This is a genomic window from Thermoflexus hugenholtzii JAD2, from assembly GCF_900187885.1.
Taxonomy (GTDB): Bacteria; Chloroflexota; Anaerolineae; order Thermoflexales; family Thermoflexaceae; genus Thermoflexus; species Thermoflexus hugenholtzii.
In genome coordinates this window covers 229,946-254,330 of record NZ_FYEK01000044.1, presented here as the reverse complement: position 1 = coordinate 254,330, position 24,385 = coordinate 229,946, and the positions used below count along the sequence as shown (strand labels likewise).

Genomic DNA, 24,385 nt, shown 5'->3' with positions numbered 1-24,385 from the left:
GCACGAAGCACACGTGCCCAAAAACAGCTCCTTCCCCTTCTCCGCATCCCCCTTCAGGGCAGCCGCCGCCGGCGCGGCCTCCCCGCCGCCCGAGGGGCGCGAGGCAGGCGCCCCACCCCCGCACGCGCTGCCCACCATCAGGATCCCGAGGAGCGCCAGCACCCCGAGCCGCCGTCGATCCATTGCTATGGCCTCCTCATTAGGGATTCATTTCCTTCACCGTCACGGTGACCTGTTTCTCCCCGCTCTTCTCAAAGCGAAGCGTCAGCGTGAAGGTGTCCCCGACCTTCAGATCGCGCCGCAGCCCGATGAGCATGACGTGAAGGCCTCGGGGGCGGAACTCCACCTGCCCCCGCGCCGGGACCTCCACCCGGGGGACCGGGTGCATCTTGGCCACGTCGCCTTCCATGCGAGTCTCATGGAGCTCCACCGTCTCCGCCACATCCGTAGCGGCCCCGATCAAGGCATCTGGCTGATCCCCCTCGTTGCGGACCACGAAATACACCGCGCTGGTGGCGGCCCCGCCGTGGCCCCCATGGCCATGGCCCTCCCCCATAGACATCCCCCCGCTCATCCCCGGACGGGCCCACGGATCCACGATTTGGATCTGGGGGCCAGAGGCCCCCGGCGCCCCACACGCGACCAGCGTCCACAGGAGACCGCCTGCGAAGACTACGCGCCAGATCTTGATCCAGGACATCGCGACACCTCTGTGCAGAGTGTTATTAAAACGAGCTCCTCAACGCAACGCGCATCGGAAGCAGCGCTGAGGAGGCCGGCCGCTCCCGCACCAGCCGGCGGATCTTCTCCATGGCCTCCGGCAGCTCAGTCCGGCTCCCAGGCAGCAGCGCCCGCACCCGCCCCTGACGGTCCACCAGGAAGATGCGATCCGTGTGGTTGATGAAGTAAGTCGCCGCCCCGGCGCCTCCGCCGGGCGTGGCGGCCGGCGTGCCGTCGATCACATACACCCGCTCCGTGTAGATCCCCAGCGCCTCGGTCAGATGACGGATGGTGGAGGGATCGCCGGTGAGGAAGGCCCAGTTCGTGAAGTCCACCTTGCGGGCCCGGGCGTAGCGCCGCAAAACCTCTGGGGTGTCCCGCTCCGGATCAAAGGTGATGGTGACGAAAAACACCTGATCCGAGAGGCCCTCCGCGGCCACCCGCTCCTGGAGCTCCCGCATCCGGGCGGTGATCAGCGGACAGACGTCCGGGCAGTGGGTGTAGATCATCCCCAGGACCACCACCCGGCCCCGGGTCTGCCCCAGCCAGAAGGTGCGGCCCTCCTGGTCGGTGAAGGGCCAGTCAGGGACGGTCATATACACCGGCAGGGACTCGGCCCGGGCGTCCAGGGCGATCTTCACCGCCCCCGCCGCGGCCACCAGAAGCAGACCGATCCCCACACCCAACCAGAACCCACGCGGCATCCCGTCGTCTCCCTCTTCACTCTGAGCAGGAATTTTACCCTTCCCTTCTCGCATAAGGGGGGCGGACGCCTGGGGCATCCGCCCCCTTCGGAGGCAGGTCTTCGGTCTCGGGCTCCCACTTGCACACACTCAGCGGATGGGCACCGCGCTGGAGGGAAGGTAGCCGTAAGCCGAGAACGACGAGACCTGGAGCACCTGGGTGATCACCGGCGCGTAGGCGATCACGATGAGGACGGCGGCGACAGCCAGCCACACCCGCCAGCGCTCGAAGGCGAGAGGCGCCTCGGCGGCGGTGTGCAGGGCCTCGGAGATGGGCACTTCCACCGCCGCGGGCTGTCGGGAGAACCAGAGGGTCATCGCCATGTTCAGCAGGAACAGCACCCCGGCGATGAACATCAGCGTCCCGCCCACCGCGGCCATGATCAGGAACGGCCTCCACTCCGGCAGCAGATACGGCGAGAAGCCCAGGTTGGTCCGCCGGGGCTCGCCCTCCAGCCCGCCGCGCATCATCCCCACGGCGAAGATCATCACCCCAACGAACCAGAGATATACGTTCGCCAGGGCGGCCTTCCGGCTCCAGAGGGCGCGGCCGGTGAGGTAGGGGACCAGCCAGGTGGCCATGGCCATGAAGGTCAGGGTCACCGCTGTGCCCACCGTGAGGTGCAGGTGGCCGGGGACCCAGGAGGTGTTGTGGACCACCAGGTTGACGTTATAAGAGGCGTTGACAATGCCGCTGATCCCCCCGAAGATGAAGGCGATCATCGAAAGCGTAGCCCCGGCGAAGGCCGGCTCTCCCCACGGAAGCCGGAAGATCCAGTCAACCCATCCCCGGCCGCCCCGCTGCCGGCCGGCGTACTCCAGGGAGGCCATCAGGTTGAAAGCGGTCAGCAGGCTGGGGATCGCCACCATGAACGTGCCGAAGGCATGCAGTAGCTTCCATTCCTGCCCGACAGCGGGATCGGCGTATTGATGGTGCAAGCCGATCGGGGTGGAGAAGATCAGCAACATCAGGAAGGCCAGGCGCGCCATCGGATCGCTATACAGCTTGCCCCCCGCCAGCCGGGGGACCATCGTATACCAGGCCACGTAGGCCGGCAGCAGCCAGAAGTAGACCAGGGGATGCCCGAAATACCAGAACAGGGTGCGGGCCAGCATGGGGTTGGTCTGCTTGACCAGGCCCAGGGACCAGGGGAGCAGCAGGAAGAGGACCTCAATGGCCACCCCCAGGGTGGCGATATACCAGAGGACGAAGACCACGATGGAGCCGAAGGTCATCAGCGGCGTGCGCTGCCCCGGGTTCTCCCGCCGCCAAGCCACATAGGTGAGGATCAGGTTCGCCCCGCTGACCCAGGAGCCCACAATGAGCAGGGTGGCGCCCAGGTAGAAGGCCGGATGGGCCATCAGCGGCGGGTAGAACGTGTAGAGGACGTTGGCCTGGCGGGTGAGGATGGCGTAGCCGGCGGCGGCGACCCCCACCGTCATCAGCCCGAACCCCGTCCACCCCAGGGCCGGGCTGTAGAGGGGACGCCCGAGGGAGGCCCGCACGGCCACCGCGAGCAACGCCACGATGTTGAAGGTGGTCCACACCAAGGCGTTCAGCACCCCATGGAAGGTGAGGCCCTGGTAGTAGTCATACAAAGGCGTGGGAGGCAGCAGCTTGGCCCGGCTGAGGACCTGCAGCAGGCCGAAGAAGATGCCCACCGCAAGGGCGATGTAGGCCACATACAGATGCCAGCGGATCAGCCGCTTTTCGCCTTCGGAGATCACAAGGGTTCCCATCTCAACCTCCTTGGGAGACAGGGGTTCCGTCTCACAGGGCCTTGCGGATGATATCGGTGACGGAGATCACCCCCAGCAGCCGCTCCCGGATCACCGGCGCGCGCCGGATCCCGGTCCGGGCGAAGAGGCGGGCCACGTTCTCCACCGAGAGGTCGGGGTTCACCACGATGCAGGGCTTGGTCATGATCTCCCGCACCAGCACGGACTGCGGGCTCAGGCCCTGGGCGACGACCTTGTAGACGATGTCGGTCTCCGTGACGATGCCGTAGGCGTCCTCCTCGTTGGTCCGCTCCACGATGAGCGCCCGCAGGCCTTTTTCCTTCATCAGGGCCACCGCCTCCGCGACCGTAGCGGAGGGCTCGATGGTCACCACCTCCGTGGTCATGATGTCTTTCGCCTTCAGCCCCATGGCGCACCCCCTTCACATATGGTTTCAGCGGGCCCAGCACGCCAGCGCCGAGGCCATCGCCCGAGGCGTCGGGAGGGAAGGCCCCTCCGCGGTCCGTGGCTCGACGATCACCTTGGCAAACATGGCGTGGTGACCCGTCCCGCAATACTCGTGGCAGACGATCAGATACTCGCCGGGCTGGTCGAAGCGGACCTGCGCCCGGTTCACCACGCCGGGCACGGCCATCAAGTTCACGTTGGTGTTGAGGATCTGGAAGCCGTGCTGCACGTCCTTGCTGACGAGGTTGAAGGTCACGAGGGAGCCGGCGGGGACGCGGATCTCACGAGGGTTGAAGGCCCACATCTGGGCGACGACGTTCACCACATACCGGCCGGGGGCTACCTCCTGGACAGCGGGCTGATCGAAGGGGGGGATGTCGGTCACGCAAGTGGGCACGCGGATCCCCAGGCCGAAGGCACCAACGACGATGGCGACGAAGAAAGCGGTCATCAAAAGCCCAGCGCCGAAAACCGCTACACGTTCAAAGGGATCGTGGATCATCCCTCACCTCCGCGGATCAGGATGGAGCCGGGAGCGCTCAGAAGGCGGTCATCCCCCGGGGGAGGAGGACCGTCAGGTAAAGGCCGAACCACATGGCCGCGAACAGCAGGATCATGCCGATAAAGAGGAGCAAAGCCGCCTTGGGCTGGAAGGCCTCCTGCATCGCGCACCTCCTGTTCACGGGGTGGGGATCGGCGACCGGAGCGCCGGCACCGCCGGAGCGCTGGCCCCATTGCGGGCCTGGGCCGCCCGGATCTGACGCCCGCGCTCCGCCACCTGAGCGAAAGTGGTGGAGCCCAGAAGGCGCTCCAGATACGCCTGCGCCTGGGCCCAGATCGGATGGATGGCGCAAAAGCTGTAGCGCGGGCAGAGATGGGGCTCCCGGGAGCAGCGGTTGAGGCGGATGGGGCCTTCCATGGCCTCGAGGACCTCCAACAGCGTGATGGACTCGGCCGGACGCGCCAGGCGGACCCCTCCTCGACGCCCCCGGCTGGCCTCCACAAACCCCGCCGCGCACAGATCCCGGATGATCTTCTGCAAAAAGGCGTATGGGATGGCCTGCCGCCGCGCGATGTCCCGGGCCCGGGCCCGCATCCCCGGCGGCAACATCGCCAGATCCAGGATCACCCGCATCGCGTAATCCGCCCGCCGACTGATCTCCATCCCCACCCCCGGCTTTGTAGAGTTTTCAGATCCGCATGATCCATTTTTCCAACCCGACACCCTCCGGGTAGTGCCCTCCCTCACGTTCTCTCTATGACATCTGGCAGGTCCCTTTCCGGGCCTTCGGGTTCGGCGCCCATAACCCACGCCCTCCTCGCCCGTTATTCATGACGGGAGCGCGAATGGGGCTCCCCAACCCGTAAGGCCAAGGAGGTGCGCGATGCGTCGGCTATGGATCGGGCTGATGGCGCTGACAGTGCTGGCCGTGTTGCTGGCCCCCATGGGGGCGGCCTGGGCCCAGGAACCCACCCCCACGTCGACCCCCGCCCCCACCCGGCCGGCGACGGTCCGCGGGACCCTTACGGCCATTCGGGCGAACGGATTCACCCTTCAGACGGAGCGCTGGGGCGATCTGGAGGTTCGGATCACCGAAGGGACCCGCTTTCGCGTCCCCGGCTTCGTGCGCGCGGACCTGAGCGACGTGCGGGTGGGGGATTCCGCCACCGTACACGGCCGCTGGATCGAGGAAGGCCGCGCCCTGGAGGCGCACTGGGTGATCGTCCGCGGGCCCACCCAGGTCCGCCACGGGACCATCCAGGGCATTGATGTCTCGGCCCGGCGGATGGAGGTGAAGACCCGGGCGGGGGAGGTGATCCCGGTGGAGTGGACGGAGCACACCCGCCTGCATGTGACCGGTGTGCTCTCGCCCACCTGGTCGGACCTGGGGGCGGGGTATCCGGTCACCGTGATCGGGCACTTCGTCCAGGGCACGTTCCTGGCCGGACGGGTCGTCTCCCATCGCCCACGCCATCTCTTCCAGGGCACCCTCCAGGGGATCGAAGGGACCACCCTGATCATCCAAACCCGAAGCGGTGAGACGGTCTCTGTGAGGACCGATGAGCACACGCGCATCCGGATCCCCGGCCGTCCCCATGCTACCCTGGGGGACTTGCAGGTGGGGGATGCCATCACCGTGTGGGTGGTGGGCCAGCCCGATGGGAGCTGGCTGGCCCGGCTGGTGGTCGCCCGCTCGCCGCGGGCCCCGAAGCCTACTCAGGGTCCCGAAAAAGGCCCTGGCAAGGGCCCTGCCCCCACCCGGCGGCCGTGACCCCGGGCATCAGCAGCAGGCCCTCGTGGCGGGGGTGTGGCGGCGCCACACCCCCGGGATCTCCACAATCCAGAGGGCAAGGAGGGTAAGGTGAGCCGAGCGTTCCCCCTATGGATATGGATGCTTCTGTTCTCCATCGGGATCCTGTTCTCCGCTTGCGCCCGGGGCATCCCGGGAGAGCGGCTCCCGGAAGGAAGCCGGCCGACCGCGCCGCCACCCGGCCGGACGGGAGGTCAGGGGACGGTGGCGCGCCCTCCGGCCTCGCCGCCGCGCCCGTCCCCCATCGAGGAGCCCTCCGGGGAGGCGATGACGCTGGAGGGCCGGATCACCGCGGTCATCCCGGGAGGCTATCAGGTGGACGGTCATCGGGTGCATGTAAGCCCGGAAGCGGACGCGGAGGGCCCGCTGCCGGTCGGGGTCTACGTGACGGTGGTCGGGATCGCTCGCCCGGACGGCTCGATCGAGGCAGAGGTCCTGGAGGTCCTGCGCCGCCCGGGCGCGGAGCGGGAGTGGGAGAGCACGCTGGAGCAGGTGCGGACGGATGGCTATCAGATCGATGGACGCCGGGTGTTCGTCCTTCCTACCACGGAGGTGATCGGGGATCCAAAGCCCGGCTCCTCGGTTTATCTCTCCGGGTTCGAGCAGCCCGATGGCTCCCTGGTGGCGGACACCGTGATCGTGATCGAGACAGAGCCGTGAATCCCCGCACCGGTTCTCCGCCGTGGCGGGGGCTGGGCCGGGCTCAGCCCCCGCCGATCTTTTGGACCCCGCGCGCTCTCTCGACGCCCATTGGGCTGTTTGACGGGCCCCTATGCGCGTGGCAACATACGGAAAGGAAATGGAGGACGATCCCGCTGGATGTGAAGATGTGCGGAGAGGAGAAGATGCGGTTGTTGCTGGTGGAGGATGATGCGTCCCTGCGGGAGACCCTGAGCGAGGCGCTGCGGCGGGAGGGCTTCGAGGTGATCGCCACTGGAGATGGCGGGGAGGCCCTGGAGCTGGCTCGCACAACCCAACCGGATCTGATCATCCTGGACCTGATGCTTCCCACCCTGGATGGCCTCTCGATCTGTCGGATCCTACGGAAGGAGAGCGATGTGCCCATCCTGGTGCTCACCGCCCGCAGCGGGCCGGTGGATCGCGTCGTCGGTCTGGAGATGGGAGCGGACGATTACGTAGTGAAGCCCTTTCATATGGGAGAGCTACTCGCCCGCATCCGGGCCCTTCTGCGGCGCGCGCGGGGACGCCCGGCCACCACCCTGACCGCGGGAGATCTCACCCTGGACCTGCTGTCCCGCAAGGCCTTCCGGGGCGGCCAGGAGCTCCGTCTCACGATGAAGGAGTTCGATCTCCTGGCCACCCTGATCCAGCACCGGGGCCGTGTCCTGAGCCGGGCCTTCCTCCTGGAGCGGGTGTGGGGCCTGGAGCACCCGGTGGACACCCGGACGGTGGACACCCACATCCGCTGGCTTCGGGAGAAGATCGAGGAAGACCCTGCGCGTCCGCGGCGGATCGTCACCGTGCGGGGGATCGGATATCGATTCGAGGGATAGGGATGCTGGAGATCTCTCTGGCGTCTCTGGCGCTCCTCGCGCTGCTCGCCCTGGGGGGCCTGGGCTTCGTCTACCGGCGGTGGCAGCGGGCGGAAACTGCCCTCCGGGAGGCCCGATGGCGGCTACAGGAGGAAACGACGGAGGCGCTCCGTTTCCGCGCCGATCTGGAGGCCCTGGCCCAGGGCGGGACGGAGGCCCTGCTCCTGCTGGATCGGGAGCGGCGCATCCGGTGGGCCAACCGTCCCGCGATGGAGCGCCTCGGCGCGCGGCCGGGCCGCACCCTCCTGGAAGCCACCCAGTCCCCTGAGCTGGACGCGCTGATCCCTCCTCCGGCTCCCTCTGAAGGAGAGGGGATCAGCATCCAGGAGCTGCGCTGGCGGGGGCGCTGGTGGCAGGCGACAGCCTGGGAATGGCCGGGTGGCTATGGGCTGGCCCTGCTGGATATCACCCAGCAGCGCGAGGCAGAGCGGGCGCGTCGGGAGCTCACTGCCAACGTGGCTCATGACCTCCGGACGCCACTCACCACTATCCGCCTGCTGCTGGACGAGCTCCGACCTCCGGATCCGTTGCCGCCACCCTGGCAGCGTCTGATCGGAGAGGTCGACCGGCTGATCCGGCTGGTGCACACCCTACTGGATCTGGCCCGGCTGGAGGCGGGGGAGTGGCCGATGGCCTACGAGGCGCTGGAGGTGAGCGCCTGGGTCCGGGGCGAGGTGGAGCGCTTCGCTCCGCTCTATCAGGCCCGTGGGCTGAAGGTGACGCTGGAGATCCCGGAGGGGCTCCGGGTGTGGGCGGATCCCGGGTGGGCGAGCCGGGCGCTGGGGAACCTGCTGGACAACGCCATCCGGTTCACCCCGCCTGGTGGGGAGATCCGGGTGCGGGCTTGGCCGGAGGGGGAGTGGGTGGCCATCGAGGTGGCGGACACCGGGCCGGGCATCCCACCGGAGGAGCTTCCCCGCATCTTCGAACGGTTCTACCGGGGGGAGCGGCACCGCGGGGGCGGCGGCAGCGGATTAGGTCTGGCCATCGCCCGCCATGCCGTGGAGGCCCACGGCGGCCGCATCCAGGCCTTCAGCGAACCCGGTCGGGGCGCGCGGTTCGTGTTCACGCTCCCCGCCGTTACGGATTCCTGAAAGCAGCGGGAGGCCCTTATGCCGGCATCCACCCTGCAGATGCGGATCCTGACCCTGGGGCCCCTGGCCACGAACTGTTATATCGTCTTCTGCTCAGAGACCCGGGAGGCGTTGATCATAGATCCCGGGTGGGATGCCCGACAGATCCTCGCCATGGTGCGGGCGCTGGATCTGCGGGTGCGGTATGTGGTGAACACCCATGCCCACTGGGATCACATCGGGGCAAATGCGGCGGTGGTGGAGGCCACCGGGGCGCCTCTGGCCTTGCATCCGGCGGACCGACCCCTGCTGGAGGCGAAGGGCGGGGCCGATTGGTGGTCGATCCCCCTTCCACCCAGCCCGCCGCCGGATCTCGAGCTCCAGGATGGTGAGGTCTTGGAGGTGGGGAAGCTGCAGTTTCAGGTGCTGTGGACGCCGGGCCACACCCCTGGGCACATCTCCCTGTATGAAGCGCAGGCCGGGGTGGTCCTGGACGGGGACGTGCTGTTCGCCCGGGGCATCGGCCGCACGGATCTGCCCGGAGGGGATTACGAGACGCTGATGCGGAGCATCCGGGAGAAGCTGCTCACCCTTCCCGATGAGACGCGGGTGTATCCGGGGCACGGGCCGCCGACCACAATCGGCCAGGAGCGGGCAGCGAATCCGTTCCTGGAGTTTCTGGAGTAGATGAAGAGGCGTCCTCCTGAGCGGCCCATTCCAGCCGCCAGAGGCGCGGGAAGAAGGTTCCGACGAAGGTGGTTCCGAACAGGGCGCCCGTGAGGAGGCGGAGCAGGGGGGTGCTCTCGCGGGGCGAGAAGGGCCCGATCATCGCCAGGATGTAGGAGAGCAGCTGGGAGCCGCCGTCCAGGGCGATGGGGAGCAGGCCCACTGTGAGGAAGAGCCAGAGCGGGAGGGGGCGTCCGGGGCGCCGGCGGAGGATCATCGCAGTGGCGGTCAGGGCCATGGCGCCGTAGATGGCCAGATCCCGCTGGCATAGGGCCGTCTTCCAGCCGACGGAGGGATCTCCGATGAAGGCGCGGGGCCACGGATCGCCGGGCAGGCGCTCGGATCCCACCCGGGCCCGGAGCTCCTCCAGCGTGTAGGCGGGCTGCTCCCCGAAGAGGAAGAAGGACCGCTGGGGAAGCTGATGGCAGGTGAAGGAATACAGCGTATAGAGGGCGGTGGCGAGGGCGTGAAGGCCGGTCTGGACCGGGGGGCTGACCCGGAGGACGTGTGGGATCCCCTCCAGCAGGGGGGCGAGGAGGCCGCCGCCCACATACAGCCAGAGCCCGAAGGTCAACAAGAGGATGCTCCGGGGGATCGGCGTCTCGCGCATCTTGACACCCATGGAGAGCTCCCCGTAGAATGAAATCGGCGCGCCGGGGTGGCGGAACAGGAAGACGCGCCTGACTCAAAATCAGGTGGCCGCAAGGCCGTGCGGGTTCGACTCCCGCCCCCGGCACCTGTGCATGATACCTGCGAAACGCCCTGGCAGGCGACTTGCCGAAAATCCGGGGCCGGGAAGAGACCTCAGGGGCGTCCCTATCCGGATGATTCCGTGGAACACCTCCCAGAGGTGGAGCCCACCAGGTCTATCGGGAAGGCCCGGTCGTCCTCAACCCTCCCCCTCACGGCTTGCCCGAACGGCCCCAGCGCCGAGCCTTCCAGACCGCCTGATCCCGAGGAAACAGGGGCGATGGCAGGTCGCCCCCACCGGCTGGCATGCATGCCTGGAATCTGTGGACCATCAACCCGATCCCCCAGCATCCAGATCCATCCCGCGTTCGGAGAAACCGGAAAGCCCTGACCGGAGGATTTGCGTGATATAATCAGGGGTGGGAATCGAAGGGCAGGAGGCTGCGTGTGAACTCGGTGCGAATGCGCAACGGGCTGATCTGGCTCCTCATCGCCATCACCCTCATCGTCTTCCTGGCCATGGGCCGGGGAGGGGGAAGCCGCGGGGAATCCGTCTCCCTCACCGACATCGCCGCCCGCTTAGAAGCCGGCGAGGTCAAGAAGGTGGTGGTCAGCGGCGACTACGTCCAGGTCGAGCTTCGGAACGGGAAGATCCTGACCGCGGTCAAGGAAAGCGGCTCCACCTTCCTCGATCAGATGAAAGCCCTGGGGGTGCCCGAGGACAAGCTCCGGGGCATCCAGTATGTGCCGGAGCGCCCCAACGAGTGGGGAAGCATCCTCATCGCCTTCCTCACCTATGGGCTGCCCGCTCTGGTTGTGGTCGGCTTCCTGTATTTCATCCTGCGACAGGCCCAGGCGCCGGGCAACCAGGCCTTCAACTTCAGCAAGAGCCGGGCCCGCATGTTCACCGGGGAGCGCCCCACGGTGACCTTCGATGACGTGGCCGGGGTCGATGAGGCCAAGCAGGAGCTCCAGGAAGTGGTGGAGTTCCTCAAGGAGCCGGAGAAGTTCATCGCCCTGGGCGCCCGCATCCCCAAGGGGGTCCTCCTGGTCGGCCCGCCGGGCACCGGCAAGACGCTGCTGGCCAAGGCCGTCTCCGGGGAGGCCGGTGTGCCCTTCTTCTCCATCTCGGGATCCGAGTTCGTGGAGATGTTCGTGGGCGTGGGGGCCGCCCGGGTTCGAGATCTTTTCGAGCAGGCGAAGCGCCACAGCCCGTGCATCGTGTTCATCGATGAGATCGACGCGGTGGGCCGCTACCGCGGAGCCGGGATCGGAGGCAGCCACGACGAGCGCGAGCAGACGCTGAACCAGATCCTGGTGGAGATGGACGGCTTCGACACCGACACCAATGTGATCGTCATGGCCGCCAGCGTCACCGGCGACACCCCCATCCTGATCAAGGAACGGGACGGACGTGTCCGTCTCCTGCCCATCGCGGAGGTGGTGGACCGCTACTACGCCCCGGGCGAGGAAGGGGTCGAGAAGCCCGCCGACTTCATGGCCCTTGGGCTGGTGCCCCGCCATGATCCCCGGGGGAACCACGCCCTCCTCTTCGGTCACAGCGCCTTCGTCCCGGTTCGCGGGGTGTTCCGGCACCGGGTGAATGAGATCTACGAGATCGAATTCGCCGGCGGGACCATTCGGGCCACGGGCAACCACTCGGTGTTCGTCCGCACCCGGCAAGGCCTGGTCACCAAGGCGGTGGCGGAGCTGCAGCCCGGCGATGTCCTGGTCGCCTTGCCCTACAAGGTCAACCGCACTTCCCGCGCCCGCGCGGTTCGTGCGCACCGCTTCCCCCAAGCCTTTTCGATGGAACTGCCCCTCTATGAGGAGCCTGAGGAGATCCGGGCGGCCTACGAATGGGCGGTCGCCGCCCCGCTCCCACAGGCCGCCGTCGCCGCCGCCCTCGGGATCTCCCAGACCACGATCTCCAAGTGGCGCCGGGGGCTCCATCTCCCGCGCTCCTTGAGCCGCGTCACCTCCCGGCACGCGCTGCCGGAGAAGGTGCCGGTGACGCCGGAGCTATGCCGGCTCCTGGGATATTTCGCCGCCGACGGATACAGCCGCAAGGAAGTGATCTTCTCCCTGGGCGCTGACGAACATGAGGAAATCGAGGACATCCGCCGGCTGATGCGGGAGATCTTCGGCCTGGAGCCGGACCGTATCCGGGAAGGGCCGGGTCGGGCGATCCACCTGGTGTATCACAGCAAGCCGCTGGCCGATTTCTTCGCCCGTCATGTCGGGCGGACCGCTCGGAGCAAGCACGTGCCGGCGTTCCTGTTCGAAGCCCCCTTTGAGTATTTCGTCGAGTTCCTGCGAGGCTACGCTCGAGGGGATGGTCACATCGACGCCCGGGGCAAGCTGGAGATCACCTCTGTGAACCATCAGCTGATCCTGGAGCTCCACTGGCTCTGCCGGATGCACGGCCTGAACAGCTACGTCTCCACCTTCCACGTCAGGGCCGGGCGCCGTATCGCCGGAGGCAAGCCGCTCCCCGCCACCCGAGCGTATCGCCTGGGCCTGGGCCGCTGGGATAACCCCCTGCTGCCCGGCTGGAAGCGGGAGAACAGCCACGCCCATCTGCCGGTGGTTCGGTCGGTGCGCCGCATGCCCTACGAAGGATATGTTTACGACCTCTGCGGCTGCCAGCACGAGGCTTTCTTCGGCGGGGAGACGCCGATCCTGTTGCACAACACCAACCGCCCGGATATCCTCGACCCGGCGCTCTTGCGCCCCGGGCGTTTCGATCGTCGGGTGATCCTGGATCGGCCGGATGTGAAGGGCCGGGAGGCGATCTTCCGGGTGCACCTGCGGGGCAAGCCGCTGGACGACGACGTGGATGTGTCGGTGCTGGCCCGGGCCACGCCGGGCTTCGTCGGCGCGGACATCGCCAACGTGGTCAATGAGGCCGCCATCCTGGCCGCCCGCAAGAACAAGAAGAAGATCTCCATGAAGGACTTCGAGGAGGCCATCGAGAAAGTCATCGCCGGCCCGGAGCGCAAGAGCCGCCTCATCACCGAGCGGGAGAAGCGCATCATCGCCTACCACGAGGCCGGCCACGCGGTGGTCGCTTATTACCTGCCCAACTGCGACCCGGTCCACAAGGTCACCATCATCCCGCGGGGGATGGCCGGTGGCTATACCCTTGCCCTCCCCCAAGAGGATCGCACGCTCTGGACGCGGTCCAAGTTCCTGGACGATATGGCCATGGCCCTGGGCGGACGGGCGGCGGAGGAAATCGTCTTCGGCGATATCACCACCGGCGCGGCGGAGGACCTGGAGCGGGTCACCGAGCTGGCCCGGGCCATGGTCACCCGGTATGGGATGAGCGAGAAGCTGGGGCCGATGGTCTTCGGGAAGAAAGAGGAGCTGATCTTCCTGGGCAAGGAGATCGCGGAGCAGCGCGACTACAGCGACGCGGTGGCCCAGGAGATCGACGCTGAGGTCCGCCGCTTGGTGATGGAGGCCTACGAGCGGGCCAAGCGGATCCTCACCGAGCACCGGGACAAGCTGGAGGCGGTGGCCCAGAAGCTGATCGAGCTGGAGACCCTGGACGCGGAGACCTTCCGGGCCATTATGGAGGGCCGGTTGCCTCCAGGGCCGAAGGCTCCCGAAGCCCCCGGCCCCAGCCCGCAGCCGGCTGCTCCCCAACCCAGTGCCCCCACCCCGGGCACGGGGCCTGCCCCGGTCCCCGTTCCGGCGTGACGAAACGGCCGGCAAAACTCGCGGAGGCGGGCGGTTGATCCGCCCGCCTCTTGGTTTATGGCCGCACCTCGATCTCCCCCAGCGGCACGGCATCCATCCGATAGCGAGCCCCCGAAGGATCCACCGCCATCCAACGTCCCTCCTCCGAATACCAGCCTACGAAGATCGCATATCGGCCGGCTGGGAGATCCTCCGGGATCCGTAGCGTGTGGATGTCCTCCACATATTCCCCCGGCTCCCAGGTCACGATGGGGCGCTGGCCTCCCTGCGGCGGCCCATCCCCCGTCGCCCACGGCGCCTGATCCGGCCTCTGGGTCAGGTGGACGAACACCACCCCTGGACGCTCGGGCCGGCGTCGCACATGCCAGGCCAGACGGACCTCCACGATCCCACCGGGGGCAACCCCTTCAGGTTGGATCTCGTAGCGATCCAGACAGACCGTCTCCACAAAGCATGCTCCCCCCTCTCGAGCCAGCGGGATGGGTTTGCGGCGGACCGGCCATGACGAGAGGCTCACCGAGAGGACCGGATAGCCTCGACGGTAAAACGGCCAAAAGGCGTCCCAGGGAAGCTCCCGGCCCGCCTCGTCATAGAGAGCCAGCCGGATCTGCCCGTAGCCCCGCAGATCCGGGGGCAAAGGGACCCAGATCCGTTGGGCCACCACCTGGCCGGCCCGCCAGCGATCTGCGGGGAAGGAGGAAGGCCCCAGCTGCCCTCGCAACAGCAGCCGGCGCTCCCCTCCCTGCTGCCAGAACAACGCCATCATCCGCGCCACCGGTGGGGAGGCCTCCGCCTGCCAGCGTAGCCAGAGCGGGATCCCCAGGCCGGGGAAGTAAGGCGGGCCCACCTCCGGCTGGGCCGAAAGCAGCTGCAGGCCTCCCGCGGAGCGAGCAATGGGGGAGAGGGAAAAGCGCTCCGTGTAGCCCTCCAGGGCGAAGAAGGGCGACTCCCAGACCGGGCCCCCATCCGCCGGGATTCGCCGGTCGAGGTCGAAGGCCTCCACCCGCAGTCGATAGCGGCCGGGAGGAAGACCGGGCGGCAGCCGCAGGCGGACCTGCTGGCAAACCGGTTCCCCCTCCGGCCACCGATCCGGGGGATACGACGGCCAGATGGGCTGGACCTCCCGCACCCAGACGGTGCCGGCCTCATCGACCAGCTGGATCCCCAACCACAGGTTCAACGAAGAGGCGCTCCCTTTCTCCCAGAAAAACCGCGCCCGCAGGAAGGGACTTGAGGGCTCCACCTCAAAGCCACGGAGCCGGAAATACGCTCCGAACCCCACGCCTGTCGGAGAGGTCCGGGGCGAGGGCGCGCAACCCGGGGAGGAAAAATCGTAAACCAGCACGCGGATCCAGACATTGCGGCTGGGGAAGACCTCCTGGCTCAGATAGCGGCCCCGGCGGCCCAGCCAGTGGTAGAGGGCCTGCTCCGGCCGGGCGAGATCCTCTGAGGAGAGGCCCGTGACCAGCCAGATCCGCTCGATGGGCCGGGGCCAGCCCTCCAGCCGGTGGATTAGCGCCTCCTGTCCTTCTCCTTGTTGTCCAATTAAGAACAGCTTGGCTGTTCCTTGATAATAATAATCTGCTAAAGGAGTAAGTGCAAGATCCTGCAAAACCAACACATCTTCTGGGCTCGCATTCTGATTTATCCATACCAAAGCCTCTCGCAGACTCTGTCTGGAGGGATAAGAATTTGCCAAATAATGCCAATTGTTCAAAAACATCCCGCCCAAGATCGACATATAAATCGCATAAGAAAAACCCTTTAATAATTTAGAAATTGCGAAAAATCCTTTCGAACAAACAAAATAAACAAAAGGAATTACGAAGAAAAGATGACGAACAGTCTGATAAATTGGCCTGATATAGGCCATCAAATATATCTCCGCAATCGGCAAAACAATCAAAAATAAAATATAGATACCTAATCTCCAAATTTTCACCAAATTTATCAATCCAATTACCATAATTACGATCCAGATTAATAGTAATAGGACATTTAGTGTTCCATAATCCGGTATTTCAAAACCTAAAATAGATGCTCTAAAAACATCAAATAAGATTGCATAAAAATCAGAAAAACTTGGCACAAAATATTTGCCTTCCACCCATTGATGGGCTGCTAAATATGTGAATGGTAGCATGAGAACGACCATGATTCCAAATCCTGCGAGGAGCCGGGGCAGATCCCGCCGGGGCTGGCCCAGGGCCCAGAGCCCGAGGGCCGGGACCAGGAGGAACGCGGTGTAATGGGTCAGGATCATCGCGAGCAGCGTCACGAGGGCCGCAATCTGCCGGCGGAGGCCCAGGGACGTGCCATGTCTGGAGGGAAGCAACAGGAAGAGCAGGAGCCCGCTCTCCAGGGCCAGCAGGGTATACATCCGCGCTTCCTGGGCATACCAGAGGTAAAGTGGGGAGGCCGCCGTCAAGGCCGCCCCCGCCCACGCCGCCGCGGGCTCCCTCAAACGCCTCCCGGTCGCCCAGGCCAGCGGGATCAGCAGGATCGACGCGAACACGGAGGGAAAGCGGAGGGCGAACTCGCTGTCACCGGCCAGGCCCACCCAAGCCTTCAGGACCGCGAAATAAAGGGGCGGATGATTGTCGATGGTCTCAATCGGCTGTAAGCCCCGCAGCACAATGCGGCCGCGCAGGAGCTCCTCCCAGGATGCCCGGGCCCGGTAGAGGCTCAGCCCCTCATCGCCCCACAGAGAGGGCTCCCCCAGCCGATAAAGCCGGAGGCCGAAGGCCAGCAGAAGCAACAACCCCATCCCACCCATGGCCCAGGATCGGACCCCAGGCCACATATGCCGTCGCATGCGCAAAACCCCGATGGGAGATCCCGGAGGGATTATATCCACGAAGGCCGGCGGGGCCTCAGATCAGGGGGAACACCCGCCCATGGTAACGCAGCCGGAGGGCGTGATTCTGCGCGTCCGCCCCCTCCACGTTCCCGGATCGGAAGAGGGGCGGGCGGATTCCCATGGCGAGGAGGCGGGCTGCGGCCTCCACCATCACCGCCTGGAGCAGCGCCGCCCCCACCACAGTGGAGGTGGGCCCCGCGGAGAGCTCCGGCCCCAGGGCCACGGCCGCATCCCCCGGAGCCCCCAGGGTGTCCAGGACCACGTCCGCGAGCTCGAAGAGGCGCCGGCCGGAGGAATGCCGCGAGGGCAACGAGCGGCTGAAGGCGACGGCGGTCACGGCGATCACCGGAAGGCCCTGGGCGCGACCCTGGAGGGCCACCTCCACCGGGGCCGGGTTGCGGCCGGAATGGGAGATCACAATGAGCACATCCCCGGGCTGGAAGCGGTGCGCGGACAGGAGAGCCGCGGCGAACTGCTCCACCCGTTCCGCCCGCCCGAAGAGCGGATCGAAGAGGGGATTGACGTTCGCAAAACCCCCAGCCCGGCCCACCACATCCAGGGCGACCAGCTGGGAGTGGCCGCTGCCGAAGACGTGCACGATCCGATCCTCCGCCACCGCCCGGGCGATGCGCTCCGCCGCCGCCGGGATCGACTCCCGGTTCACCTCAAAGGCCTGCTGGAGCTGATCCATCACAACCTCGCGATACAAAACCCAGCTCATCCCGCTCCCTCCCGGGTCACTTCGGGGTAAAAAGATGGACCTGGAACGCATAGCGATCTCCTCGGTAGAGGGATCGCACGAACTCGATGGCCTCACCGCTCTCCAGAAAGGTGACCCGTTCGAAGAGGAAAGCCGGCGAGCCCGCGGGCAGCCCGAACCAGCGCGCCTCCCGGGCGGAGAGAACCACCACCCGGATCACCTGCTCCGCACGGTCCAGACGTAGCCCATAATGCTTCCGCAACACCTCATAGAGCGAAAGCCGAGAGAAATCGAAGGAGAGCAACCCCGGGCACCGCGCGTGGGGAAGATACGCGGTCTCCAGCGCCATGGGCCCCCCATCCGCCGGCCGCAACCGCTCCAGCTGCACCACCTCCGCTCCTACCTCAATCCCCAGACGCTGGGCCACCTCCGGAGGGGCCGGGAGAACCCGCTGGCCCAGCACCCGACTGGAGGCCTTCATCCCCCGCGCGGCCATGTCCTCCGTGAAGCTGGTCAACCACTGAAGGGGTTGATGCACCCGAACCTGCGCGACGAAGGTCCCCTTCCCCGGCCGGGCGTAAAGATACCCCTGGCGGATCAGCTCCTGCACCGCCTGACGCACCGTCAGACGGTTGACCCCGAACCACTCCGCCAGCAGGCGCTCCGAAGGCAGCCGGCGATGAACCGGGATGTGCGCCGCCTGGATCGCCCGCACCAAACGCTCCCGGATCTGCTCGTGAAGGGGAACCGGCCCGTCCCGATCCAGCGGCTCCTGCAACAGGAACCGCTTCAGCGCCTCCCGCTCCGCTTCCGCGCGGCCCATCGCTCCAGCCCTGCATGGATTGTCTATACCGGATTATGCCAAATCGGCGGGAAGCACACAACTGGGAGCGCTCCCTTCCACGAGAGGCCGCATGACCTCCGGCTGTGTCAAAATACTAAGAGATCGTGAGCGAAGGGGAACCGGATGGGACAGAAAGGGCCTTTGCGGTGGCGGAGCGGATCCGGCTGGCTGGTGCTGTGCGGCGGGGAGGAGGCTGAGGAGGTGCATCGGATGGCCCTGGCCCGGAGCGCTCCCGGGCTGGCGGTGGTGGTGGCGGCGGCGGAGACGCCGGAGACCGCCCGCGCCTATGAGCACCGGTATCGCGCGTGGGGAGGCCCCCCATGCCGGGTGCTCACCCTACGCTCCCGGGAGGAGGCCTTCCAGACCGCCCACACTCGCATGCTGCTGGAGGCCCGCCTGATCCTGATCGCCGACGGAGACATCCGCCGCCTGCTGGAGACGTTCTTCGACACGCCAGCCCTCCAGGCGATGCTCACCGCCTATCACGCCGGGGCCGTGCTGGTCGGGATAGGGGCCGGCGCCGAAGCGATGGGGACATGGGTGCTGCGGTCCGGCCGGGAGGAAACCCTCGGCGCCTGGGGCTGGCTCCCCGGCGCCTTTGTGGTCAGCCACTACACGCCCGAAGCCGCCCGCGCCCTTCAGGCCGCCCTCCATCGGCGTCCCTTCGCCTACGGCATCGGCCTGGCCGAAGGAGCCGCCCTGGCCCTGGGCCCCCACGACCAGATCGAGCGCTGGGGCGCCGGCGAGATCACGGTGATCTTCGGTGCCCGCTGGCTGCATCCCGGATGAGCGGAACCGAGATGCTCGAAACGTCCTCCCCCCCAATCTGGGATCTGGAAGGACGGCCCTTCCGGCCCGACCGTCCGCTCCAGCGTATTGTCTCCCTGGTGCCCAGCCTCACGGAGACGCTGTTCGAGCTGGGGCTGGGGGATCGGGTGGTGGGACGCACGGATTACTGCCGCCACCCGCCTGAGGCCCAATCGATCCCCTCCGTGGGGGGGACGAAAAACCCGGACCTCGCCCGCATCCAAGCGCTGTGCCCGGACGTGGTGTTCGTCAACGTGGAGGAGAACCGGCGATCAGACGCCCTCGCCCTCGCGGCTGGGGGGATCCCGGTGGCCGTCTCGTTCCCCCGCTCGGTGAGGGAAGCCATCGCCCTGATCCGCTGGCTGGCCGGGATCTTCGAGCTTCGCGCGCCGCCGGTCCTGGAGGAGATCGAAGCGCTCTACGCCGAGCGGTGCCGCGCCGGGCCGGCCCGGCGTCCCCGGGTCTTCTGCCCCATCTGGAGGGATCCGTGGATGACTTTCAACGCGGAGACCTACGCCCACGACCTGCTCGTCCTGTGCGGGGGCGAGAACGTCTTCGCCCGCCGACGGCGACGCTACCCGCTGTCAGCGGACCTCAATCCCGCCCTGCCCGCCCGCCCGGCCGACCGGGACCATCGCTACCCGCGCCTCTCCACGGAAGAAATCCGGGCAGCAGAGCCCGAGCTGATCCTCCTCCCCGACGAGCCCTACCCGTTCCGGCCCGAGGACACCGGATGGGTGCGGGCGCTGTTCGCGGACACGCCCGCCGGGCGCGCGGGCCGGGTGCGCTGGATCGAGGGGAGTCTGCTCTTCTGGCACGGCACCCGCCTGCGACACGCCCTGCGGATCCTGCCGCAAGCGCTGGCCGATTGAGGCGAGCTCAGGCGATGGAACATCCATAGCCGAGAAGGAGATGAAACTGGATGGCGCAACGACTGATCGTGGGGATCAGCGGGGCCAGTGGGGTGATCTACGGGATCCGCCTGCTGGAAGTGCTCCGCTCCAACCCGGAGATCGAGACCCACCTCGTCCTCAGCCCCGCCGCCCGCCGGACGATTGTGGAGGAGACCGACTACACGGTCCGCCAGGTCCTGGAGCTGGCGGATGTGGTTTATCCTTTCCATGACATCGGGGCCGCCATCGCCTCCGGCTCCTTTCGGACCATGGGGATGGTGATCATCCCCTGCTCCATCAAGACGCTGGGGGCCATCGTCAGCGGCTACACAGCGGACCTGATGAGCCGGGCGGCCGACGTCACCCTGAAGGAGGGCCGTCCCCTGGTCCTGGTGGTGCGGGAGACCCCTCTGCATCTGGGCCATCTGGACCTGATGCGGCGGGCGGCGCGGATGGGGGCGGTGATCATGCCTCCCGTCCCCGCCTTCTACGGGCGGCCCCGCACCCTCCAGGACCTGATCGATCAGACCGTGGGGCGGGTGCTCCTGCGCCTGGGGATCGAGAACGATCTCTACACCCGCTGGAAGGAGAGCTCATGAGAACCATCGTCGTGGTCCCCACGTATAACGAAGCGGAGAACCTCCCCCAGCTGGTCCGGGCCCTGCTGGACCTGGGGCTGCCGGACCTGCGCATCCTGGTGGTGGACGACCGGTCGCCGGATGGGACGGGGGAGGTGGCCGAGGCGCTGGCCCGAGCACATCCCGGCCGCCTCCTGGTGTGCCATCGGGACGGGCCTCGCGGGCTGGGGCCGGCGTATCGGGAAGGCTTCCGCCTCGCCCTCGAGACCGACGCCGAGGCCATCGTGCAGATGGACGCCGACCTCTCTCACCCGCCCGCGGCCATCCCTCAGATGTTAGAACGGATGCCCGACTGTCACGTCGTGGTGGGCTCCCGTTACGTGCCGGGGGGACGGGTGGATCCGCGCTGGGGGCCCGGCCGCTACTGGCTGAGCCGCTGGGGGAACTTCTACGCCCGCGCGGTCCTGGGCCTCAAGGTCCGGGACGCGACGGCGGGCTTCAAATGCTGGCGCCGGGATGCCCTGGCGCGCATGCCCCTGGACCGTGTTCGATCCACCGGCTATATCTTCCAGGTGGAGATGGCCTACATCGCCCAGCGCCTGGGCTACCGGGTGTGCGAGATTCCCATCTTCTTTGAAGATCGGCGGGTCGGGCGCTCTAAGATGGACTGGCGGATCAAGATCGAGGCGGCCCTGCGGGTGTGGGAGCTCCGCTGGCGCTATCGGGATCTGCGGCCCATCGCCCGGGAGAACCTCCGGTAAGGGAGGGTCGATGAGCGGCGATCCGGTTCGTTTCGCCCAGGCCCTGGCCGACTCCCGTCGACAGCAGATCCTGAGGCTGCTGTGGGGACGGGAGCTGTGTGTGCGAGATCTGGTGCAGGCCCTGGGCCTCTCCCAGCCCACCGTCTCTCACCATCTCCGGATCCTGCAAGGGGTCGGCCTGGTGCGCGCCCGCGAGGCCGGCCGCAGGACGTTCTATACCCTGGACTCGGAAGCCCTGGACCGCGGGCTGCGGGCCCTCCGGCTCGCCCTGCGACCTACCCGCCGCCGGGCGCGGCGCCGCTGAAGGCCCGCCCGCTACGGGATCCGGTGAAGCATCCGGATGGCGCGGCCGCCGAAATCCCCCGTCGGATCCAGGAGCACCGTTCGCTCCAGGAGACGACGGGCTTCGGCCCATCGCCCCTCCGCCGCCATCACCACGCCCAGCCGGTAATGGGCCGAGGCGCGCTCTGGATCCATCCCCACGGCCTGCTGCAGCAGCCGCTCCGCCTCGGCGAAGTTCCCCTGAAGGTAACGCGCCCATCCCAGCCACTCGTAGCCCTCCACCCGCCGGGGATCCCGCCGCAGAAGCTCCAGAGCCGCCTCGATCCCCTTCCCCAGCCCGATTTGATGACCCAGGTAAAGCGCGGCCAGGGCGTTCCAGACCTCGACGTTCCCCGGGGCGTCCGCCGCTGCCTGGCGAAGCCAGCGCTCGGCGGTGAGAAGATCGCCGGCCAGCATGGCCGCGCGTCCCCGCTCCAGCGCGTAAAGGGGATGGGGATCCTGCTGGTAAGCGGCGGCGAAGCGCTCCTGGGCCTCGGCGTAGCGCCCTCGCTCCAGCAGGTAAAGGCCGGCGAAGTAATGGGCCTCCGGCGGGGCTTCGGCCCCTGCGAGGGCCCGTTGCAACCACGACTCCCCTTCCTGCCCCAGCCGTCCCAGGACATAGCCCATAGCGGCCATGGCAACCGGATCCCTCGGATCCTGCTCCAGCCAGCGGGCGAGGGCCCCTCGGGCTTCCCCCCAGTAACGCCCCCCGACTAGGGCAAGCCCCCATCGCCGCAGGGTCGACGGCTGGGCGGGATCCGGGAGCATCTCCGCCCAGCTTCGGAGAGGGGAGGGGAGGTCCTTGAGCAGCACCTGGGCAGCCCTCGGGTCCTCCGCGCCCCGCAGGAGGCCCAGCCGGAATCGGAACAATGGACCCTCGGGGTGATGCGCAAGCCCGGTTTCCCAGGCGGCCCGAGCCTCCGCTTCGTCGCCCAGGGCCAGCGCGGCCTCCGCCCAGCGCGCATACGCCTCCTGGTCCTCGGGATGGCGACGCGCCCAGTCCTTCCAGCGTCGTCGGGCTTCATCCCAATCCCCGCGGCGGGTCGCCAGCTCCGCCCGACCACGCGCCGCCCAGGGATCCCCCTGCGTCGCCGCCCGGGCCCAGGCGGCCTCCGCTTCCTCCAGCTCCCCCAAAGCCATATGCAGCTGGGCGATGCGATGCCAGAGGGCCGGGTCAGCGGAGCGAAGGGTCAGGGCCCTCTGATAGGCCTTTTGGGCGGAAAGCACCCGTCCCTCTGCCCAGAGGGTATCTCCCTCCCGCAGCCACCGCGCCGCCGGGATGCCGGAGGGGTCCAGGGCGAGCAGGAGCCCGCTGAGGAGGAGCAGCCCCATCGCGCCGACGCGTCGCATTCGTGCCATGGATGCCCATCCGTTGCGGTCAGACTCTCCGGATTCGATCGCCTCTTCCATTCCAGTTCATCCAAGGGGAACACGGCCCGGGTTACAATATAGCGCGAATACGTGGGGAACAGCGGGCATCCTTCCGGTGGAGCGGAAGATGACGTTGCGTGTGGCCATTGTGGGAGCGGGCGCGGCGGGCTTGGCCGCTGCCTATGACCTGACCCGGGCAGGGGCCCGGGTGGTGGTGTATGAGGCCGCGCCCCAGCCCGGCGGGCTGGCCTCCGGCTTCCGCGCGGAGGGCTGGTCCTGGTCCCTGGAGCGCTTCTATCATCACTGGTTCGCGTCAGATACCGAGATCCTGAGGCTGATCCGGGAGCTGGGCCTGAGCCACCGGGTGCGATTCCCCCGGCCGGTCACCGCCGTCTGGTATAACGAGCGCCCGTATCCCTTCGACAGCCCGCTGGCCGTGCTGCGCTTCCCCGGTCTCTCCCTCCTGGAGAAGCTGCGGATGGGGCTCGTGATCGCCTATCTGCGGCTGACTCCGCGCTGGGAACCCCTGGAGCGGGTGACGGCTCACGAGTGGCTCCCCCGGTATATGGGGCGCCGGGCTTACGAGCAGATCTGGCAGCCCCTTCTCGAGGGCAAGTTCGGGGAGGCGTATGCGGAGATCAACATGGCCTGGTTCTGGGCGCGGATCCACAAGCGCAGCCCGCGGCTGGGCACCTTCGAGGGGGGCTTTCAGGCCTTCTTCGACGCCCTGGCCGACCGGGTCCGCGCCCAGGGTGGGGAGATCCGCCTGAGCACCCCCGTGTTCCGCTTAGAGCCGGAGGCGGCCGGATGGCGGGTGGAGGCCGCGGATGGCCCGGGCACGTATGACGCGGCTCTGGTCACCACCTCCCCCCGCCTGCTGGTCCGCCTCGTCCCCACGTTGCCCGCCGGGTATGTGAGCCAGCTGCTCGCCTTGCGCTCCCTGGGGGCGGTGGTCCTCATCTTAGCCCTTGCGCGCCCACTCACCCAGGGCGTTTACTGGATCAACCTCCCCAAGCGGGCGGGGTTTCCCTTCCTGGCCCTGGTGGAGCACACGAATTACATCCCCCCCGAACATTACGGCGGAGAGCACCTGGTGTATTGCGGGGATTACCTCCCGCCGGATCACCCGTATTTCTCCATGTCGCCCGAGGAGCTGTTGCGCACGTTCCTGCCCGCTCTGCCGCGTTTCAACCCGGCTTTCCGACCGGAGTGGGTGCGGCGCTACTGGGTCTTCCGGGAGCCTTATGCCCAGCCGGTGGTGCCGGTGAACTACTCCCGGATGATCCCGGATCTGCGAGCCCCACTGCCCGGGCTTTACTTCGCCAGCATGAGCCAGGTGTATCCGTGGGATCGGGGGACGAACTACGCGGTGGAGATGGGCCGTCGCGTTGCCCGGATGATCCTGGAGGACCACCGGCAGGGCTGCTGGGCCGCCATGGCCCTCGAGGGTATATCCCAAGGCGCCCCATGAAGCGCGCGCCTTCGGCTTCCCGAGCATTCAGGCCGGGATTACTATAGTAAAGACCGGATTTTCCTGCTGA

General features: G+C 67.4%; 23 protein-coding genes, 1 tRNA gene and 4 pseudogenes. 14 read left to right on the top strand and 14 right to left on the bottom strand.

Translation table 11 applies throughout. From position 1 onward, the window contains the following. From CFB18_RS11510 to CFB18_RS11480, 8 genes and pseudogenes are all read right to left on the bottom strand, one after another. Window positions 1-183 (bottom strand): annotated as a pseudogene (locus CFB18_RS11510) (hypothetical protein); the annotation flags it as partial. Between the two features lie 16 nt (window positions 184-199). Next, entirely contained in the window at window positions 200-700 is a 501-nt protein-coding gene (locus CFB18_RS11505; RefSeq protein WP_088571938.1) for a copper chaperone PCu(A)C, read from the bottom strand. 25 nt (window positions 701-725) lie between these two features. Continuing rightward, entirely contained in the window at window positions 726-1,424 is a 699-nt protein-coding gene (locus CFB18_RS11500; RefSeq protein ID WP_159461727.1) for an SCO family protein, read from the bottom strand. 129 nt (window positions 1,425-1,553) lie between these two features. After that, window positions 1,554-3,203, bottom strand: a complete 1,650-nt coding sequence (locus tag CFB18_RS11495; RefSeq protein ID WP_088571936.1) for a b(o/a)3-type cytochrome-c oxidase subunit 1 — start codon at window positions 3,201-3,203, stop codon at window positions 1,554-1,556. A gap of 37 nt (window positions 3,204-3,240) precedes the next feature. Next, window positions 3,241-3,612: pseudogene (locus tag CFB18_RS11490) on the bottom strand (CBS domain-containing protein); the annotation flags it as partial. A gap of 24 nt (window positions 3,613-3,636) precedes the next feature. Beyond that, the gene (locus tag CFB18_RS11485; protein ID WP_088571934.1) at window positions 3,637-4,152 is read right to left on the bottom strand and encodes a cytochrome c oxidase subunit II; all 516 of its coding nucleotides are present in this window, start codon (window positions 4,150-4,152) and stop codon (window positions 3,637-3,639) included. Between the two features lie 37 nt (window positions 4,153-4,189). Continuing rightward, window positions 4,190-4,315, bottom strand: coding sequence for a hypothetical protein (locus tag CFB18_RS16305; RefSeq protein ID WP_268808076.1), 126 nt, complete (start codon window positions 4,313-4,315; stop codon window positions 4,190-4,192). A gap of 14 nt (window positions 4,316-4,329) precedes the next feature. Then, window positions 4,330-4,815, bottom strand: a complete 486-nt coding sequence (locus CFB18_RS11480; RefSeq protein WP_088571933.1) for an RrF2 family transcriptional regulator — start codon at window positions 4,813-4,815, stop codon at window positions 4,330-4,332. A gap of 220 nt (window positions 4,816-5,035) precedes the next feature. Between CFB18_RS11480 and CFB18_RS11475 the strand changes: the two genes are divergently transcribed. The 5 genes from CFB18_RS11475 to CFB18_RS11455 all read left to right on the top strand — a co-directional run bounded on the left by CFB18_RS11475 (window position 5,036) and on the right by CFB18_RS11455 (window position 9,275). Next, window positions 5,036-5,923 (top strand): DUF5666 domain-containing protein, encoded by an 888-nt coding sequence (locus tag CFB18_RS11475; RefSeq protein ID WP_088571932.1) that lies wholly within the window; start codon window positions 5,036-5,038, stop codon window positions 5,921-5,923. 90 nt (window positions 5,924-6,013) lie between these two features. After that, window positions 6,014-6,622 (top strand): DUF5666 domain-containing protein, encoded by a 609-nt coding sequence (locus CFB18_RS11470; protein ID WP_088571931.1) that lies wholly within the window; start codon window positions 6,014-6,016, stop codon window positions 6,620-6,622. Between the two features lie 185 nt (window positions 6,623-6,807). After that, complete coding sequence (locus tag CFB18_RS11465; protein WP_088571958.1) at window positions 6,808-7,476, top strand: winged helix-turn-helix domain-containing protein; 669 nt, start codon at window positions 6,808-6,810, stop codon at window positions 7,474-7,476. 2 nt (window positions 7,477-7,478) lie between these two features. Continuing rightward, window positions 7,479-8,609 (top strand): sensor histidine kinase, encoded by a 1,131-nt coding sequence (locus tag CFB18_RS11460; RefSeq protein WP_088571930.1) that lies wholly within the window; start codon window positions 7,479-7,481, stop codon window positions 8,607-8,609. An 18-nt stretch (window positions 8,610-8,627) separates the two neighbouring features. Continuing rightward, window positions 8,628-9,275 (top strand): MBL fold metallo-hydrolase, encoded by a 648-nt coding sequence (locus CFB18_RS11455; RefSeq protein ID WP_200808189.1) that lies wholly within the window; start codon window positions 8,628-8,630, stop codon window positions 9,273-9,275. Here the strand turns inward: CFB18_RS11455 and CFB18_RS11450 are convergent. Then, on the bottom strand, window positions 9,175-9,936 hold the full coding sequence (locus CFB18_RS11450) for a DUF2085 domain-containing protein (RefSeq protein WP_200808188.1): 762 nt from the start codon (window positions 9,934-9,936) through the stop codon (window positions 9,175-9,177). The genes CFB18_RS11455 and CFB18_RS11450 overlap by 101 nt on opposite strands. Window positions 9,937-9,966: 30 nt before the next feature. Between CFB18_RS11450 and CFB18_RS11445 the strand changes: the two genes are divergently transcribed. From CFB18_RS11445 to CFB18_RS15635, 3 genes and pseudogenes are all read left to right on the top strand, one after another. Beyond that, a tRNA-Leu gene (locus CFB18_RS11445) sits at window positions 9,967-10,050 on the top strand. Between the two features lie 416 nt (window positions 10,051-10,466). Beyond that, a pseudogene (locus CFB18_RS16585) lies at window positions 10,467-11,375 on the top strand (ATP-dependent metallopeptidase FtsH/Yme1/Tma family protein); the annotation flags it as partial. After that, the gene (locus tag CFB18_RS15635; protein ID WP_407084014.1) at window positions 11,364-13,709 is read left to right on the top strand and encodes a hypothetical protein; all 2,346 of its coding nucleotides are present in this window, start codon (window positions 11,364-11,366) and stop codon (window positions 13,707-13,709) included. The pseudogene CFB18_RS16585 and the gene CFB18_RS15635, both read left to right, overlap by 12 nt. 55 nt (window positions 13,710-13,764) lie before the next feature. Here the strand turns inward: CFB18_RS15635 and CFB18_RS16035 are convergent, their stop codons facing one another. The 4 genes and pseudogenes from CFB18_RS16035 to CFB18_RS11425 form a co-directional block, all read right to left on the bottom strand. Further along, window positions 13,765-15,330: a hypothetical protein gene (locus CFB18_RS16035; protein WP_234977044.1), complete on the bottom strand. Its 1,566-nt coding sequence runs from the start codon at window positions 15,328-15,330 to the stop codon at window positions 13,765-13,767. A gap of 540 nt (window positions 15,331-15,870) precedes the next feature. Beyond that, window positions 15,871-16,476, bottom strand: a pseudogene (locus tag CFB18_RS16580) (glycosyltransferase family 39 protein); the annotation flags it as partial. Between the two features lie 106 nt (window positions 16,477-16,582). Next, window positions 16,583-17,290, bottom strand: coding sequence for a sugar isomerase domain-containing protein (locus tag CFB18_RS11430; protein WP_159461726.1), 708 nt, complete (start codon window positions 17,288-17,290; stop codon window positions 16,583-16,585). A 16-nt stretch (window positions 17,291-17,306) separates the two neighbouring features. Further along, on the bottom strand, window positions 17,307-18,092 hold the full coding sequence (locus CFB18_RS11425) for a GntR family transcriptional regulator (RefSeq protein WP_088571927.1): 786 nt from the start codon (window positions 18,090-18,092) through the stop codon (window positions 17,307-17,309). Between the two features lie 144 nt (window positions 18,093-18,236). Here CFB18_RS11425 and CFB18_RS11420 point away from each other — a divergent pair, with 144 nt between their 5' ends. The 5 genes from CFB18_RS11420 to CFB18_RS11400 are packed head-to-tail and all read left to right on the top strand — an operon-like array spanning window position 18,237 to window position 21,456. Continuing rightward, window positions 18,237-18,902: a Type 1 glutamine amidotransferase-like domain-containing protein gene (locus CFB18_RS11420; RefSeq protein WP_088571926.1), complete on the top strand. Its 666-nt coding sequence runs from the start codon at window positions 18,237-18,239 to the stop codon at window positions 18,900-18,902. Between the two features lie 11 nt (window positions 18,903-18,913). Continuing rightward, the gene (locus CFB18_RS11415) at window positions 18,914-19,792 is read left to right on the top strand and encodes a helical backbone metal receptor (RefSeq protein ID WP_088571925.1); all 879 of its coding nucleotides are present in this window, start codon (window positions 18,914-18,916) and stop codon (window positions 19,790-19,792) included. Between the two features lie 50 nt (window positions 19,793-19,842). Further along, entirely contained in the window at window positions 19,843-20,412 is a 570-nt protein-coding gene (locus tag CFB18_RS11410) for a UbiX family flavin prenyltransferase (protein ID WP_088571924.1), read from the top strand. Further along, on the top strand, window positions 20,409-21,152 hold the full coding sequence (locus CFB18_RS11405) for a polyprenol monophosphomannose synthase (RefSeq protein ID WP_088571923.1): 744 nt from the start codon (window positions 20,409-20,411) through the stop codon (window positions 21,150-21,152). The genes CFB18_RS11410 and CFB18_RS11405 overlap by 4 nt, the downstream gene beginning before the upstream one ends. A gap of 10 nt (window positions 21,153-21,162) precedes the next feature. Further along, the gene (locus CFB18_RS11400; RefSeq protein ID WP_088571922.1) at window positions 21,163-21,456 is read left to right on the top strand and encodes an ArsR/SmtB family transcription factor; all 294 of its coding nucleotides are present in this window, start codon (window positions 21,163-21,165) and stop codon (window positions 21,454-21,456) included. Window positions 21,457-21,467: 11 nt separating this feature from the next. Here the strand turns inward: CFB18_RS11400 and CFB18_RS11395 are convergent, their stop codons facing one another. Next, window positions 21,468-22,832, bottom strand: a complete 1,365-nt coding sequence (locus CFB18_RS11395) for a tetratricopeptide repeat protein (RefSeq protein WP_159461725.1) — start codon at window positions 22,830-22,832, stop codon at window positions 21,468-21,470. Window positions 22,833-22,971: 139 nt separating this feature from the next. Here CFB18_RS11395 and CFB18_RS11390 point away from each other — a divergent pair, with 139 nt between their 5' ends. Further along, the gene (locus CFB18_RS11390) at window positions 22,972-24,315 is read left to right on the top strand and encodes an NAD(P)/FAD-dependent oxidoreductase (RefSeq protein WP_234977043.1); all 1,344 of its coding nucleotides are present in this window, start codon (window positions 22,972-22,974) and stop codon (window positions 24,313-24,315) included. Window positions 24,316-24,385 lie beyond the last annotated feature (70 nt).

Excerpts from the sequence above, each read along its gene's own strand:
- CFB18_RS11415 (WP_088571925.1), top strand. The coding sequence starts at position 18,914 with ATGCTCGAAACGTCCTCCCCCCCAATCTGGGATCTGGAAGGACGGCCC.
- CFB18_RS11485 (WP_088571934.1), bottom strand. The coding sequence starts at position 4,152 with ATGATCCACGATCCCTTTGAACGTGTAGCGGTTTTCGGCGCTGGGCTT.
- CFB18_RS11480 (WP_088571933.1), bottom strand. The coding sequence starts at position 4,815 with ATGGAGATCAGTCGGCGGGCGGATTACGCGATGCGGGTGATCCTGGAT.
- CFB18_RS11475 (WP_088571932.1), top strand. The coding sequence starts at position 5,036 with ATGCGTCGGCTATGGATCGGGCTGATGGCGCTGACAGTGCTGGCCGTG.
- CFB18_RS11390 (WP_234977043.1), top strand. The coding sequence starts at position 22,972 with ATGACGTTGCGTGTGGCCATTGTGGGAGCGGGCGCGGCGGGCTTGGCC.
- CFB18_RS11430 (WP_159461726.1), bottom strand. The coding sequence starts at position 17,290 with ATGAGCTGGGTTTTGTATCGCGAGGTTGTGATGGATCAGCTCCAGCAG.
- CFB18_RS16305 (WP_268808076.1), bottom strand. The coding sequence starts at position 4,315 with ATGCAGGAGGCCTTCCAGCCCAAGGCGGCTTTGCTCCTCTTTATCGGC.
- CFB18_RS15635 (WP_407084014.1), top strand. The coding sequence starts at position 11,364 with ATGGCCGCCAGCGTCACCGGCGACACCCCCATCCTGATCAAGGAACGG.
- CFB18_RS11410 (WP_088571924.1), top strand. The coding sequence starts at position 19,843 with ATGGCGCAACGACTGATCGTGGGGATCAGCGGGGCCAGTGGGGTGATC.
- CFB18_RS11420 (WP_088571926.1), top strand. The coding sequence starts at position 18,237 with ATGGGACAGAAAGGGCCTTTGCGGTGGCGGAGCGGATCCGGCTGGCTG.
- CFB18_RS11395 (WP_159461725.1), bottom strand. The coding sequence starts at position 22,832 with ATGGCACGAATGCGACGCGTCGGCGCGATGGGGCTGCTCCTCCTCAGC.
- CFB18_RS11450 (WP_200808188.1), bottom strand. The coding sequence starts at position 9,936 with ATGGGTGTCAAGATGCGCGAGACGCCGATCCCCCGGAGCATCCTCTTG.
- CFB18_RS11500 (WP_159461727.1), bottom strand. The coding sequence starts at position 1,424 with ATGCCGCGTGGGTTCTGGTTGGGTGTGGGGATCGGTCTGCTTCTGGTG.
- CFB18_RS11495 (WP_088571936.1), bottom strand. The coding sequence starts at position 3,203 with ATGGGAACCCTTGTGATCTCCGAAGGCGAAAAGCGGCTGATCCGCTGG.
- CFB18_RS11405 (WP_088571923.1), top strand. The coding sequence starts at position 20,409 with ATGAGAACCATCGTCGTGGTCCCCACGTATAACGAAGCGGAGAACCTC.
- CFB18_RS11505 (WP_088571938.1), bottom strand. The coding sequence starts at position 700 with ATGTCCTGGATCAAGATCTGGCGCGTAGTCTTCGCAGGCGGTCTCCTG.
- CFB18_RS11400 (WP_088571922.1), top strand. The coding sequence starts at position 21,163 with ATGAGCGGCGATCCGGTTCGTTTCGCCCAGGCCCTGGCCGACTCCCGT.
- CFB18_RS11465 (WP_088571958.1), top strand. The coding sequence starts at position 6,808 with ATGCGGTTGTTGCTGGTGGAGGATGATGCGTCCCTGCGGGAGACCCTG.
- CFB18_RS11455 (WP_200808189.1), top strand. The coding sequence starts at position 8,628 with ATGCCGGCATCCACCCTGCAGATGCGGATCCTGACCCTGGGGCCCCTG.
- CFB18_RS11460 (WP_088571930.1), top strand. The coding sequence starts at position 7,479 with ATGCTGGAGATCTCTCTGGCGTCTCTGGCGCTCCTCGCGCTGCTCGCC.
- CFB18_RS11425 (WP_088571927.1), bottom strand. The coding sequence starts at position 18,092 with ATGGGCCGCGCGGAAGCGGAGCGGGAGGCGCTGAAGCGGTTCCTGTTG.